General features: G+C 71.4%; 8 protein-coding genes and 1 pseudogene. 3 read left to right on the top strand and 6 right to left on the bottom strand.

What is annotated here, in order from left to right:
- The first annotated feature begins 380 nt into the window (after nt 1-380).
- The gene (lexA, locus tag ASD48_RS33625; RefSeq protein ID WP_028806029.1) at nt 381-1,160 is read left to right on the top strand and encodes a transcriptional repressor LexA; all 780 of its coding nucleotides are present in this window, start codon (nt 381-383) and stop codon (nt 1,158-1,160) included.
- A gap of 169 nt (nt 1,161-1,329) precedes the next feature.
- Here the strand turns inward: lexA and ASD48_RS33620 are convergent, their stop codons facing one another.
- The 4 genes and pseudogenes from ASD48_RS33620 to ASD48_RS33605 all read right to left on the bottom strand — a co-directional run bounded on the left by ASD48_RS33620 (nt 1,330) and on the right by ASD48_RS33605 (nt 7,922).
- Entirely contained in the window at nt 1,330-3,306 is a 1,977-nt protein-coding gene (locus ASD48_RS33620) for an ATP-dependent DNA helicase (protein ID WP_057605666.1), read from the bottom strand.
- A gap of 172 nt (nt 3,307-3,478) precedes the next feature.
- Complete coding sequence (locus ASD48_RS33615; protein ID WP_057605665.1) at nt 3,479-4,102, bottom strand: GNAT family N-acetyltransferase; 624 nt, start codon at nt 4,100-4,102, stop codon at nt 3,479-3,481.
- Between the two features lie 79 nt (nt 4,103-4,181).
- Nucleotides 4,182-6,053 carry an IucA/IucC family protein gene (locus ASD48_RS33610; protein WP_242432830.1) on the bottom strand — a complete coding sequence of 624 codons (1,872 nt, stop codon included), beginning with the start codon at nt 6,051-6,053 and terminating at the stop codon, nt 4,182-4,184.
- Nucleotides 6,054-6,300: 247 nt separating this feature from the next.
- Nucleotides 6,301-7,922 (bottom strand): annotated as a pseudogene (locus ASD48_RS33605) (diaminobutyrate--2-oxoglutarate transaminase family protein).
- 575 nt (nt 7,923-8,497) lie between these two features.
- Here ASD48_RS33605 and ASD48_RS33600 point away from each other — a divergent pair.
- Nucleotides 8,498-9,721 (top strand): hypothetical protein, encoded by a 1,224-nt coding sequence (locus ASD48_RS33600; RefSeq protein WP_057605663.1) that lies wholly within the window; start codon nt 8,498-8,500, stop codon nt 9,719-9,721.
- A gap of 209 nt (nt 9,722-9,930) precedes the next feature.
- Entirely contained in the window at nt 9,931-11,130 is a 1,200-nt protein-coding gene (locus ASD48_RS33595) for a hypothetical protein (protein WP_057605662.1), read from the top strand.
- Nucleotides 11,131-11,221: 91 nt separating this feature from the next.
- On the opposite strand, the gene hflX is transcribed toward ASD48_RS33595, so the two are convergent.
- Both hflX and ASD48_RS33585 read right to left on the bottom strand, forming a co-directional pair.
- Complete coding sequence (hflX, locus tag ASD48_RS33590; protein WP_057605661.1) at nt 11,222-12,715, bottom strand: GTPase HflX; 1,494 nt, start codon at nt 12,713-12,715, stop codon at nt 11,222-11,224.
- Nucleotides 12,716-12,850: 135 nt separating this feature from the next.
- Nucleotides 12,851-14,362 carry a M1 family metallopeptidase gene (locus ASD48_RS33585; RefSeq protein ID WP_057605660.1) on the bottom strand — a complete coding sequence of 504 codons (1,512 nt, stop codon included), beginning with the start codon at nt 14,360-14,362 and terminating at the stop codon, nt 12,851-12,853.
- Between the last annotated feature and the right edge of the window lie 18 nt (nt 14,363-14,380).

Raw genomic sequence — 14,380 nt, 5'->3', positions numbered from 1 at the left:
ACCCCTCGCGATCCCGCCGTCACACCCAGCACCCGGAAGCCACCCGCGCACGCGCGTGTGCACCCGTATCGGCGCGCCGGATACGGCGATACCGTGGGCGCCGCAGGGAGGAGAGGTGCGACTCTCGCGCAGAGCGGGGTCGATTCCCTGTCTGCGGGGCGCCGGATGGCAGACTGAGGCCACACCTCACAAGGTCATCCGTCTCGGCGCAGAAGAGTACAACAATGAGCCCTTTTGTCCGTCGGGCGCCACGTTAGCCATACACCCAGACACATGATCAAGTCAGGCTATCCACGCTTTTTCACTCGAACGTGTGTTTGGCGCAACCTTTCGAAAGCAACTACCGTTGTCCAGCAGGGAGACAATCGAGAGGGGCCGACGTGACCACCACCGCAGACAGTGCCACCATCACTGCCCAGGACCGCTCCCAGGGCCGACTCGAGCCGGTGCATGCGATGAACGAAGCCATGAATCCCGAGGGACACAAGCGCTCTCTGCCTGGGCGACCTCCAGGCATCCGCGCCGACAGCTCGGGACTCACCGACCGGCAGCGCCGAGTGATCGAGGTCATCAGGGACTCCGTACAGCGGCGCGGCTACCCGCCGTCCATGCGCGAGATCGGTCAGGCGGTCGGCCTGTCCAGCACGTCCTCGGTCGCCCACCAGCTGATGGCACTGGAGCGGAAGGGCTTCCTGCGCCGCGACCCGCACCGGCCGCGCGCCTACGAGGTGCGCGGTTCCGACCAGGCCAGCTCCGTGCAGCCCACGGACACCGCCGGCAAGCCCGCCGCGTCGTACGTCCCGCTGGTCGGCCGCATCGCCGCCGGTGGCCCGATCCTCGCCGAGGAGTCGGTCGAGGACGTCTTCCCCCTCCCGAGGCAATTGGTGGGTGATGGCGAGCTGTTCGTCCTGAAGGTCGTCGGTGACTCGATGATCGAGGCCGCGATCTGCGACGGCGACTGGGTCACCGTCCGCCGGCAGCCCGTCGCCGAGAACGGCGACATCGTGGCGGCAATGCTGGACGGCGAGGCCACCGTCAAGCGCTTCAAGCGCGAGGACGGCCATGTGTGGCTCCTCCCGCACAATGCCGCCTACGAGCCGATCCCGGGCGACGACGCGACCATCCTCGGCAAGGTGGTGGCCGTACTCCGCCGCGTCTGAGTACGGCGGTGGACGGGTCGCCTCCGTCCGCCCCTGAAGCTGGGCCCCGGGATCCCTGCGCCGGTTCCGGGGCCCTGTGCTGTACCCGAACAGTGCTGTACCCGTTCAGCGGTGCACCCGATGAGCCGTGAGGGAGGGGGCCGTCCCGGAAGCGGGACGGCCCCCTCCCTCACTGTGCCTCCGCCTGCTTGGCCACCGCGTCGATCGCCGCGAGCGACCTGCGGACCTGATTGCGGTCCGTCGTGTACCAGAAGTCCGGCAGGGACGCCTTCAGGTAGCTTCCGTAGCGGGCCGTCGCCAGTCGCTGATCCAGTACGGCGACCACGCCGCGGTCCCCCGACGCCCGTACGAGTCGTCCCGCGCCCTGGGCCATCAGCAGCGCCGCATGGGTGGCCGCGACGGCCATGAAGCCGTTGCCGCCGGAATCCTCCACCGCTTTCTGGCGGGCGCTCATCAGGGGGTCGTCCGGGCGCGGGAACGGGATCTTGTCCATGACGACCAGCTGGCAGCTGGGACCGGGGACGTCCACGCCCTGCCAGAGCGACAGCGTGCCGAAGAGGCAGGTCTGCGGATCCGCCGCGAAGTTCTTGATCAGCTCACCGAGTGTCTCCTCGCCCTGGAGGAGGATCGGGAACTCGGGGACACGCGTGCGCAGTTCCTCGGCGGCGAGCTGCGCGGCCCGCATGGAGGAGAACAGGCCGAGCGTGCGCCCGCCGGCCGCCTGGATCAGCTCGGTCAGTTCGTCGAGCATGTCGCCGCGGTCGCCGTCCCGCGCGGGACGCGACAGGTGTTTGGCCACATAGAGGATGCCCTGCTTGGGGTAGTCGAAGGGCGACCCCACGTCGATGCCCTTCCACTGCGGGACGTCCTCGCCCTCGGTGCCCTCCGGCGCGAGCCCCATCGAGGCGCCCACACCGTTGAAGTCCCCGCCCAGCTTCAGGGTCGCCGAGGCCAGGGTCACGGAGCGGTCGGCGAAGAGCTTCTCCCGCAGCAGGCCCGAGACGGACATGGGAGCGACGCGCACGGAGGCACCGAAACGGTCGTGCCGCTCGTACCAGACGACGTCGTACTCGGAACCGTTGACGATCCGCTCCGCCACATCGTGCACGCTCTCCACGGACGCCAGCGCCTGCTTGCGGACCGCGTCCTCGTCCTGGACCGACTTGTCGCGGGTCGCGCCGATGGCCGAGATGACGGTCCGCGCTGCGTCGCGCAGCGCCATGAGGGCGTACCCGAGATCCTCCGGGATCTCCTCCAGGCGGCCGGGCAGCGCCAGCTCCATGAGCCGCTCGAAGCCCTCGGCGGCGGTCTGCAGCTGGTCGGCCGCCTTCTCGTTGACCAGCTTCGCCGCCCGGCGTACGGCCCGGTTGACCTGGCCGGGAGTGAGCTCGCCGGTGGCCACACCGGTGACCCGCGAGACCAGCTCGTGGGCCTCGTCGACGATCAGCACCTCGTGCTGCGGCAGGACCGGCGCACCCTCGATGGCGTCGATGGCGAGCAGCGCGTGGTTGGTGACGACGACCTCGGCGAGTTTGGCCCGCTCGCGGGCCAGCTCCGCGAAGCACTCGGCGCCGTAGGCGCACTTCGTGGCTCCCAGGCACTCCCGGGAGGACACCGACACCTGCGCCCAGGCCCGGTCGGAGACACCCGGCGTGAGGTCGTCCCGGTCACCGGACTCGGTCTCGTCCGACCAGTCCCGCAGCCGGAGCAGGTCCTGGCCCAGCTTGCTGGTGGGCGCGGCCGCCTCGAACTGGTCGAAGAGACCCTCCTCCTCGTCCTGCGGGACTCCTTCATGGAGTCGGTGCAGGCAAAGGTAGTTCGACCTGCCCTTGAGCATCGCGAACTCGGGGCGCCGGCGCAGCAGCGGATGCAGCGCGTCGACCGTACGCGGCAGGTCCCGCTCCACGAGCTGGCGCTGGAGGGCCAGCGTGGCGGTCGCGACCACGACGCGCTCCCCGTGCGCGAGTGCGGGCACGAGGTAGCCGAGCGACTTGCCGGTGCCGGTGCCGGCCTGGACCAGCAGATGGGATCCGTCGTCGATCGCCTCGGCGACGGCTTCGGCCATGGTCACCTGGCCGGGGCGCTCCGTGCCGCCGACGGCGGTGACGGCAGCGTGCAGGAGTTCGGGGAGTGAGGGCTTCGTCATAGCGCGACCACCCTACGGCGCGGCACTGACAAACGTGTGGTCAAGGCGGACGGGCGGGAGGGGATCAAGGCGGTGGGTTTCCCGGTGGGGGCGGGGAGGGCGGGCCTCGGCGGGGGCGGGAACTCATGCGGTGCGACGGACGTTCCATGTGTGACGGCTCGATCACTCGGCGTCATGACGGATCACGCGGGGCCCGGTCCCGCACCATGAGCGCGGCCCGCTTGGTGGGCAGGTCGACCTCTGCCAGGAACCGGAACCCCGCGCTCAGGAAGGTGGCGATGGACGCAATGTTGCGAAGGTCGGGCTCGGCGACGACCCGTGCGCAAGCGGGCCTCCTGTCGAGGATCAGGTCGGCGACTGCTGCGAGCAGACGGCTGCCGAGGCCTCGCCCGCGGTCGGCGCCACCGCCGATGAGCAGATGGACGCCGGTGTCGTGCGGTCGGGCCGGGTAGCGGCGCGCCAGCGGGTCGAGGTCCGCCCGGTAGATCTCCCAGTAGCTCATCGGCCTGCCCTCCAGCACTCCGAGGCAGGGCATGCTGCGCCCGTCGCCGGCGAGCTGGCGGCGCAGGTGCCGCGCCGTCCTGGACGCGGGTCCCGCCAGTTCCCAGTACGCCGCGACAACGGGGTCGTTCATCCACCGGCAGACGAGCGGGAGGTCCCTCTCGACCTGTACGGGGATCAGGTGGAACACACCCGCCGGGGTGGCGGCGGGCCCCCAGCCGCCGACGCTGTCGAGCAGGTCGGAGGCGGCGGGAAGGGTACGGCGGCTGTCGGCAGCCGTCTCGACGGGAGCCACGGCAGCTCCTCTCGGCAGGTCGGGCGGGATGTGTTCCTCGGAGAAGGGCAGGGGTCGGGGTGGCCGGTGCAGCTGCGGCTCAGGAGCACAGGGGGTTGGCGATGGTGACGTAGACGGACTGGGTGTCCACGGGACCGACGAGTTCGTCGAGGCCGTGCAACCGGGTCAGCAGATTGGCCTTGCAGCGCAGGCGGGGTGAGTCGAGCAGTCGGGCGGGCAGCGAGCCGCGCAGCCGGCGGGGGCCGGAGGCGGCGTCGGCGAGAAAGCGCCGGAAGGCGGCGAGCAGCAGCCGCTCGTCGGCGAGCCGTTGGGAACCGAACGCGCCGATGAGTCCGAGCACGTTGTTGATGCCCAGGTAGTAGGCGAAGCGCTCATCGGTGACGTCGTCGGACACGAAGGTGTCGCTGTGTTCGCCGATGCCGGGCAGCCGGGCCTCGAGTTCCGCGCGGCCGGACTCGCGGAAGTAGTAGCCCTGGTTGTCGCGGTAGCGGCCGCCGGTGGGCCAGCCGTCGGCGTCCAGGAGGAGGAGCGTGTTCTGCTGATGCGCCTCCAGGGCGATCCCCGCCTCACCGTCGAGCCACAGGACGGGGCGGACGACATGCTCCAGGTAGCGCAGGAACCACTCGGCGGCGACAGCCGACAGCGGCCGGCCCGTCCGTGCGGCGAGGTGCCCGACGATCGCGCTCAGCCGGGAGCGGTGGGCGCCAGCAGTGTCCGGCCGGGGTGCGACGAGACCGGCGACGCAGGAGACGTCGTCCTCCGGGGCGAACGGATTGTGGCGGATCACCACGTCGAGGCCCGTCAGCGGGAGGCCGTCGGCACCGTCGACCGCGAGCCAGGCCGGATCCCGGACGATGTCGAAGTCCGGGTGGGCAGCCTGCCACTGCTTGGCCAGGCCCGCGCGCAGAAGCCGGTGGACCTCGACACCACGGTGGAGTTCTTTTCGGAGGTTCTCACGACGGGAGTTGGTGATGCGCAGACCGAGCGACAGTTTGAGCATCGCGGGGGCCCCGGTCCGATGCACGGTGCGTACGGAGGAGGTCGGATGCCACGCAGGGCCGTGGGCGCCCAGGTCCTGGAGGTGTCCGGCGTCGAACAGGGCCTCCACCTCGGGGCGGTGCCGGGCCTCGCGCAGTTGCCAGGGGTGCACCGGCAGGGCGGCGAACCCGGTCGGCAACGGCAGCCCGGCGCCGCCGAGCCGGGCCGTCAACCGGGCGGCGGGGACGGGACGGCCGCCTTCGGTCCAGGCGGAGTCGGTGGCGACCACGGAGGGAGCGACGGCGAGCCAGCGAAGAGGGAAGGAGCCGCGCGACTCCGGTGAGCAGAGCCGCGCTTCGCCCTCCGAGAGGCCTTCCCGGCTCTTCGGCGTCGGGTGCAGCGGATGCCCGAGCAGCAGGGCCTGTTCCGCGGTCAGGAACAGGTCGGCCCGGTCGTCGGGGCGTTTCCGGCGCTCACCGATGAACTCCGCGGTGCGCCGGACGGAGTCGGCGACGCGGGCGACCAGGTCGGTGCCTTCGCCACTGCTCCTGTGAGGGGGCGCGCTACGGGGCGTCGGCTCGGCAGCGGTGGCGCGCTCCACCGGGACGGCACCCGCACGGGCCGCTGCCACGGCTACGGCTGTCGCGCCGGACGGACGGCCGCCGTCCCGGAGCGTCTCGCGGACCAGCAGGGCCGCGACCGTGACGGCGTCCGCGGGCGGGGAGTGTTCGGGTGAACAGGCCAGGCGCGGGAAGCCGAAGCGGTGCCAGCCGGTCGGAGACCAGTAGTGGACGGGGGCGAGCAGGGTGACGCCGCTGGCGGGCAGCGGCACGCGCAGGACGCCGTCCTGGGGTGCGGGCAGGCCCGTCTCGCGCACCCAGCAGCGCAGCAGGTTCTCCACGGTGGCCGCGTCGGCCGCCATGTGCGGATCGGGGTGGTCCAGGAGATCGGCGCCGCGGCTCGGCGATGCCACGCGGACGGCGTCTGGCTGCTGGTGCGGGACGGGGGACGTGCGGGAGGTGGACTGGTGGGAGGAAGTGGACTGGTGGGAGGAGGTGGTCAAGGTCGTTCCTCGTGAAGTGATGGGGTCGGCCGCGGGCGGGCGGTGGTGCGGAGCCCACGCGCCCGCGGGTCGCGTGGGCGACGCCCGCCGATGGAGGGGTCGACACCGGTGCCGCCGGCGTCCGCGGGCCCGGGGGTACGCCGGCGGCCGCCCGGGGCTACCCCGTCCACCCGGCATGACCGTCCTGGCGCCGGTCGGGCCCCGACGGACGGCCCGGCCGGTTCGGTGGGTGAGGTTGGTGCTGGGCCCGGTACTCCGGCTGATGCCGGCGCTCGGGCTGATGGTTCGGCTGATCGGGCACCCTCGGCCCGGCACCGCGGAGGTGGTCGCGGGACACCGCCGCCATCGCGTCCGACAGCCGGTCGAGCACCGCGGCGGCCTGCTCGTCGGTGATCGTCAAGGGCGGAAGCAGCCGTACGACGCTGGCGTGACGGCCGCCGAGTTCGACGATCAGGCCCCGCCGCAGGCACTCCCGTCGGACGGCGGCGGCCAGTGCGGGGGCGGCGGGGCGGGGGGCGCGCCCGGGAGCCGCAGGCGGCGTCGGGCGGGGCGGAACGCCGGGGGCGCGGACACCGTCGGCGGACGCGCCGGGCGTTCCACCGGCCTGCGCTGCGCCCTGTCCGACGCCCTGCGCAGCGCCGACGGCACCGGACCCGCGCTCCCCCTCGGGGTCCACCATCTCGACCCCGATCATCAGCCCGCGGCCCCGTACATCACCCATGCACGGGAACTCCTCCGCGAGAACGCGCAGTTGGCTGAGCATGCGGCCTCCCAGGGTGGCCGCGCGTTCGGCGAGACGATTCTCGCGGACGTAGGCGAGGGTGGCCGTACCGGCGGCCATGGCGAGCTGGTTTCCGCGGAACGTGCCCGCGTGGGCACCGGGTTGCCAGACGTCCAGGGCGTCACGGTAGACGACGACGGCGAGCGGCAGGCTGCCTCCGATGGCCTTGGACAGGACCATCACGTCGGGGACGACCCCGCTGTGCTCCACCGCCCAGAAGGCACCGGTCCGGCCCACGCCCGTCTGGACCTCGTCGGCGATCAGGGGGATCGAGCGCTCGGCCGTGATCTGCCGCATACGCCGCATCCACCCGTCCGGTGCGGGAATCACCCCGCCCTCGCCCTGGACCGGTTCGAGGATCATCCCGGCGGGCTGCCGCACCCCCGACTTGGGATCGTCGAGGAGGGACTCGGTCCAGCGGGCGGCGAGTTCGGCGCCGCGCTCGCCGCCGATACCGAAGGGACAGCGGTAGTCCTGCGGATAGGGCAGCCGCGCCACCCGCACGTCGAAGGCACCCCCGGAGGCTTCGAGGGATCCGGCGGTCATCCCGTGGTACGCACCGGTGAAGGCCAGGACACCGGTGCGGCCGGTGGCGGCCCGGACCAGCTTGAGTGCGGCCTCCACGGCGTCCGTTCCGGCCGGTCCGCAGAACTGCACCCGCGCGTGGTCGGCGAGACCGGGGGGCAGTGTCCGGAACAGTTCGGTGACGAAGGCGTCCTTGACCGGGGTGGCGAGGTCGAGGACGTGCAGGGGGGCCCCGAGTCGAGGACCTTGCGGATGGCCTCCAGCACGACGGGATGGTTGTGGCCGAGCGCGAGCGTTCCGGCGCCCGAGAGGCAGTCGAGGTATCGGCGGCCGTCCGCGCCCTCGATGGTCAGCCCGCGCGCCCGGACCGGCACGATCGGCAGGGCCCGCGCATAGGTGCGTGCCGCGGACTCGCGAGCGGACTGACGCCGGAGGATCCCCTCGTAGGCGGGCCGGCCGTCCGGCCGGCTCACCGCGGCGGCCGTTCCGGCGAAGTGGGCTCCCGCGACGGAAGAGCCGGCGACGGGAGAGCCGCTGACCGGAGACCCGGGGCCCGGAGAGCCGCTGGCCGGAGACCCGGGGCCCGGCGACCCGGGGTCCGGAGATCCGGCATCGAAGGCTCCGTCGGCGCGAGTTCCGGTGGCACGCCCCGAAGGGGCCTCCTCGGGTACTGGCTCGGTCACGGCCACGCCTCCCCCTGTCCTCCCGCCCGTCGGAGGCGAGCACACACAACAGCCCTCATCGCTACCAACACCGGAAGGCCGCGCTGGTTACGGGTCGTCACGGGAATGACGGTGGCCACGCCGACGTCGGCGCGCGCCCGCGTGCTCCACGCGCTCCCCGCGGTCCCGCTCCTGGCCGGTTCTGTCCGCGGTCTGTGGCGGAACAGTTGCCATTCGGTCGGGAGTCCCCCGCGGCGACCGCATATCGTGTGGTGGCATCACACATGGCCGTGAGACCCGCTTGAACTCGGTGTGAGATCACCATGAGTTCCACTCGGCGGGGCGGCCGGCACTTCAAGTTCGTTGACAGCAGGGGGAGTCAGATCATGCGATCCATACGGCCGTCGTTCACCGCTCGGCGAGGGAGGAACGCGCGCCGCAGAACCTCCCCCGTCCTGGGCGCCGTGGCCCTCGCCTCGGTGCTCGCGCTCACCGCGACCGCCTGTGATTCGGGCGACACCAACGCGGACAACCAGTCCGGCGCGACGGCGTCGACCGGCAGCGACGGCAAGATCACAATCCCGGACGACATCAAGGACAGGCTCAAAGAGCACGGGATCGACCTCGACAAGTGGAAGAACGGCGCCTGGAAGAACTGGGACAAGGACGACTGGCTGCGTGAGGCGCAGGACTACGTCAACCCGATCATCGAGGGCCTGTGGGACCCGGACCGGATGCGGGAGGCCGAGGACCCGGACCGGAGCGTCGACGAGAACGACCTCTCCGGCGACCAGGGCGTGACCGACCCGACGCCGCAGGAGGTGGACGCGAAGGCCGTTTCGCCCTCGTACCACGAGAACGCCGCCGAGGCGGGCAAGGTGCTCTTCGACTCCCCCGAGGGCACGATGGTCTGCTCGGCGACGGTCGTGAAGGACCCCGCCCACCCCGGAAAGTCCAACCTGGTGTGGACGGCCGGCCACTGTGTGCACGCCGGCAAGGGCGGCGGCTGGTACCGCAACATCGCGTTCGTGCCGTCGTACAACGATTCGGGCCTGTCGGCCGAGCAGTTGGAGACGGCCACCAAGGAACAGGTGGCTCCGTACGGGGTCTGGTGGGGCGACTGGACGAAGACGTCCGACCAGTGGATCGCGCAGGGCGGGCAGACCGGCGGTGACGGTGCCTCGTACGACTACGCCGTCATCCATGTGACGCCGGAGGAGGGCGGTACGGGCAAGTCCCTCGAGGAGACGGTCGGTTCGGCACTCCCGGTGAACTTCAACGCCCCGGCCGTGCCGAAGGTGAGCAGCATCACCGCGACCGGCTACCCGGCGGCGGCGCCGTACGACGGGCAGAAGCTCTACCAGTGCCAGGACAAGCCGGGACGGTTCTCGCTGAGTTCCTCGGACCCGACGATGTACCGCATCGGCTGCACGATGACCGGCGGTTCGTCCGGCGGCGGCTGGGTCGCGGCGGGCTCGGACGGAAAGCCCGCGCTGGTGTCCAACACCTCGATCGGCCCGGTCAACGCGGGGTGGCTCGCGGGACCGCGGCTGGGTGACGTGGCCAAGGGTGTGTACGACTCGGTGAGCGACAAGTTCGCCGGTCAGTAGCTTGATCGGCGGTGGGACGCCTGACGGGAACCTTCACCGTCCCACCGCCGTTCGTCCCGAATTCCACGGGCATGATGGGGTGTTGCCTGTGAGCGAGCGCGGCGTCGACCCGACCCCGTGCCTGTCAGGCTCATGACATTCCAGTCGGCTCGGACGTTCAACGATCCACACGCATCACCTTCACACGCTTCAACGGGGGACATCGCACCATGCGTTTCACACGTACGCCCGTCGCGCGCCCGCACGGCAGACGGCGCACCCTCCTCGCGGCCGGGCTCGTCACCGCCCTGGCCCTGACGGCGACCGCGTGCAGCGGCTCCGACGACACGAAGGCCGACGCCACCGCCTCCGGGACGGCCACCGGCTCCGGTGACGGCAAGGTCCAGGTCCCGGCCGACATCGCCGACAAGCTCGAGAAGCACGGCGTCGACGTCGACAAGTGGGCCGACGGCGGCTGGCGGGACTGGGACAAGGACAAGTGGCTCAGCGCGGCCGAGGACTTCGTCAATCCGGTGATCGAGGGGCTGTGGAAGCCCGAGCGGATGCGGTCCGCGAAGGAGGCCGACAAGACCGTCACCACGAAGGACGCCGCCGCCGACCAGGGCGTCAGCGATCCGGATCCGACGGCCGTGAAGGCGGAGGCCGAGAAGACGCCGTACCACGAGAACGCGGCGCCGGTCGGCAAGGTCTTCTTCGACTCGCCCGAGGGGGCGATGGTCTGCTCCGGTACGGTCGTCAAGGACGTGAACCACCCGGGCAAGTCCAACCTCGTGTGGACGGCCGGGCACTGTGTGCACGCCGGGGGCGACGGCGGCTGGTACCGCAACCTCGTCTTCGTCCCGGCCTACAACGACCTCGGCAAGACGGAGGCCCGGCTCGGCGACGCCACGGCGTCGGAGATCGCGCCCTACGGCAACTGGTGGGCCGACTGGGCGTCGACGTCGAACGAGTGGATCGCCGGCGGATCGGACACCGGCGGCGCGGGAGCGGCGTACGACTACTCCGTGCTGCACGTGACGCCGGAGCAGGGCTCCAAGTCGCTGGAGGAGACGGTCGGCGCGGCGCTGGACGTGGACTTCTCCGCGCCGTCCGCGACCGAGGTTGCCTCGATGGGCGCCTGGGGCTACCCGGCGGCACCGCCCTACAACGGGCTGAAGATGTTCAAGTGCCTCGACCGGCCGGGGCGGTTCTCACTCGACCCGTCGCTGCCGACGATGTACCGCATCGGCTGCACGATGACCGGCGGTTCGTCCGGCGGCGGCTGGTTCCGGGTGGTGGACGGCAGGACGGAGCTGGTCTCCAACACGTCGATCGGCCCGGCCGACAACAGCTGGCTGGCGGGGCCCCAGCTCGGCCGGGAGGCCGAGGCGCTCTACCGGAACATGAGCAAGACGTACGGCGGTCGGTGAGCTCGGCCGTCAGTGAACCGAGCACGCCGAAGGCCCGCCCCCTGCTCGACGCAGGGGGCGGGCCTTCGGGCATGACGCGGGCCGCGACGGCTCAGCCGAGCGGAGCCGGCACGTACGGTGCGAGGTCCGCCGCCAGCTCCTCGTGCACCCGCACCTTCAGCAGGGTGCCCTCCGCCGTGTGCTCCTCGGAGATCACCTCGCCCTCGGTGTGGGCGCGGGCGACCAGGCCACCGTGGGTGTACGGCACGAGCGCCTCCACCTCGACCGACGGCCTCGGCAGCTCGTTGTCGATCAGCGCGAGCAGCTCGTCGATGCCCTGGCCGGTACGGGCAGAGACCGCGATGGAGCGCTTCTCGATCCGCATGAGCCGCTGGAGCGTCAGCGGGTCGGCCGCGTCCGCCTTGTTGATCACGACGATCTCGGGCACGCCGGTGGCGCCGACGTCCCGGACCACCTCGCGTACGGCGGCCAGCTGCTCCTCCGGGTTCGGGTGCGAACCGTCCACCACGTGCAGGATCAGGTCGGACTCGCCGACCTCTTCCATGGTGGAGCGGAACGCCTCGACCAGGTGGTGCGGCAGGTGCCGGACGAAGCCGACCGTGTCCGCCAGCGTGTACAGACGGCCGCTCGGCGTCTCCGCCCGGCGCACGGTCGGGTCCAGGGTCGCGAACAGGGCGTTCTCGACCAGGACACCCGCGCCGGTGAGGCGGTTGAGCAGCGAGGACTTACCGGCGTTGGTGTAGCCCGCGATGGCGACGGACGGCACCTTGTGGCGCTTGCGCTCCTGGCGCTTGATCTCGCGGCCGGTCTTCATGTCCGCGATCTCACGGCGCATCTTCGCCATCTTCTCGCGGATCCGGCGCCGGTCCGTCTCGATCTTGGTCTCACCGGGGCCACGGGTGGCGAGGCCGCCGCCCTTGCCGCCGCCCATCTGACGGGACAGTGACTGACCCCAGCCGCGCAGCCTCGGCAGCATGTACTGCATCTGCGCGAGCGCGACCTGCGCCTTGCCCTCTCGGGACTTGGCGTGCTGGGCGAAGATGTCCAGGATCAGGGCCGTACGGTCGATGACCTTGACCTTGACGACGTCCTCGAGGTGGATCAGCTGGCCCGGGCTGAGTTCACCGTCGCAGATGACGGTGTCCGCGCCCGTCTCGAGCACGATGTCGCGCAGCTCCTGGGCCTTGCCGGAGCCGATGTAGGTGGCCGCGTCGGGCTTGTCCCGGCGCTGGATGACGCCGTCGAGCACCAGCGCGCCCGCCGTCTCCGCGAGGGCGGCCAGCTCCGCGAGGGAGTTGTCCGCGTCCTGCGCGGTGCCCGTGGTCCAGACACCGACGAGCACGACCCGCTCCAGACGGAGCTGGCGGTACTCGACCTCGGTGACGTCCTCGAGCTCGGTGGACAGGCCCGCCACGCGGCGCAGGGCCGCGCGCTCGGAGCGGTCGAACTGGTCGCCGTCCCGGTCTCCGTCGATCTCGTGGCTCCAGGCGACGTCCTCTTCCATCAGGGCATCGGCCCGGAGACCTTCGGGGTAGGCGTTCGTCACGCGCTGGGTGTCCTGGGAAGGGGAAGAAGAGGAGGTCATTGGGTCCTTACGTCGTGGGATGCCGGTACGGCTGCCTTCTTGGTGGTCAACGCGCGAGGGCGCCGGGAGATTCCCGTGTCCCTCGTTGCGCCGACCTCACGATGGTCGCACGGTACGGCCCGTCTCGTCACGGCCTTATTCCGTGGCCCGCGCGACCGGCGGGGAGACCTTCGGTGCGGCCTTCGGCTCGCCCTTGGCTACCGGTGCCGCCGGCTTCCAGTCCGGGTGGCCGGGCATCGGCGGGGTCTTCTCGCCGTACAGCCAGTCCTTGAAGAACCGGGCCAGATCCCGTCCGGAGATCTCCTGGGCGAGGCGCTCGAAGTCGGCCGTGGTCGCCGTGGAGTCCCGGTGGTTGTGGACCCACGCCCGCTCCAGGTGCTCGAACGCGGTGCGGCCGATCTCCTGGCGCAGGGCGTAGAGGACGAGGGCCGCGCCGTCGTAGACGTTGGGCCGGAAGATGCTGATCTTCTGGCCGGGGTTGGGGGCCTTGGGCTGCGCCGGCGGGCCGCCCGTGGTGCGCCAGCGGTCGGAGGCACCGTACGCCGCCTTCATCCGCGCCTCCAGGGTGCGCCCCGCCTTCTCCTCGGCGTACAGCGCCTCGTACCAGGTGGCGTGTCCCTCGTTCAGCCACAGGTCGGACCAGGTGCGCGGGCTGACGCTGTCGCCGAACCACTGGTGGGACAGCTCGTGCACCATGATCGACTCGACGTACCACTTGGGGTAGCCGGGCTCCGTGAAGAGGTCTCGCTCGAAGAGCGAGAGGGTCTGCGTCTCGAGTTCGAACCCGGTGGAGGCCTCCGCCATGAGCAGGCCGTAGGTCTCGAAGGGGTAGGGACCGACCTTGCCCTCCATCCAGGCGATCTGGTCGGGGGTCTTCCTCAGCCACGGTTCGAGGAGATCGCGGTCCTTCGTGGGCACGACGTCCCGTACGGGCAGTGCGTGCGGCCCCTCGCGGTGCACGACCGTAGAGCGTCCGATGGACACCTGGGCGAGCTCGGTGGCCATGGGGTGCTGGGTGCGATAGGTCCAGGTGGTGGCCTCGCCGACCCGCTCGACACCGGTCGGCAGCCCGCCCGCGACCGCCGTGTAGCCCTTGGGGGCCGTGATCCGGATGGTGAACATCGCCTTGTCGGAGGGGTGGTCGTTGCACGGGAAGACCAGGTGCGCGGCGTCCGCCTGGTTGGCCATGGCGAGGCCGTCCGCGGTCCTTACCCAGCCGCCGTCCCGGCCGCCGCTGCTCACGGGATCGCTGGTGTGCCGCACGGTGATCCGCGTCCAGCTGCCGGCGGGCAGCGAGTCCTCCGGGGTGACCACCAGGTCGTCGCCGGCACTGCTGAACGTGGCGGGTTCGCCGTCGACCTCGACCGATTCGACCTTGCCCTGGGCGAAGTCGAGGTTGATCCGGTCCAGGGCGGTGGTGGTCCACGCGTCGATGGTGGTGACCGCCTGGAGGGGCTTGGTGTTGGTGCCCGGGTAGGTGAAGGCCAGGTCGTACGAGGCCACGTCGTACCCGGGGTTGCCCAGGTACGGGAAGAGGCGGTCGCCGACACCGAGCGGGACCTCCGGGGCGCTCGCGGCGACGAGGCAGACGGATACGGCCGAGGCGAGGAGCGCGGATTTCAGCCGGGCGCGGGGGGTGAGCAGCATGCACCACCGCTACCAGCG

This window comes from Streptomyces sp. Root1310 (genome assembly GCF_001426425.1).
Classification (GTDB): Bacteria; Actinomycetota; Actinomycetes; order Streptomycetales; family Streptomycetaceae; genus Streptomyces.
This window is presented reverse-complemented; position numbering and strand designations above follow the sequence as displayed.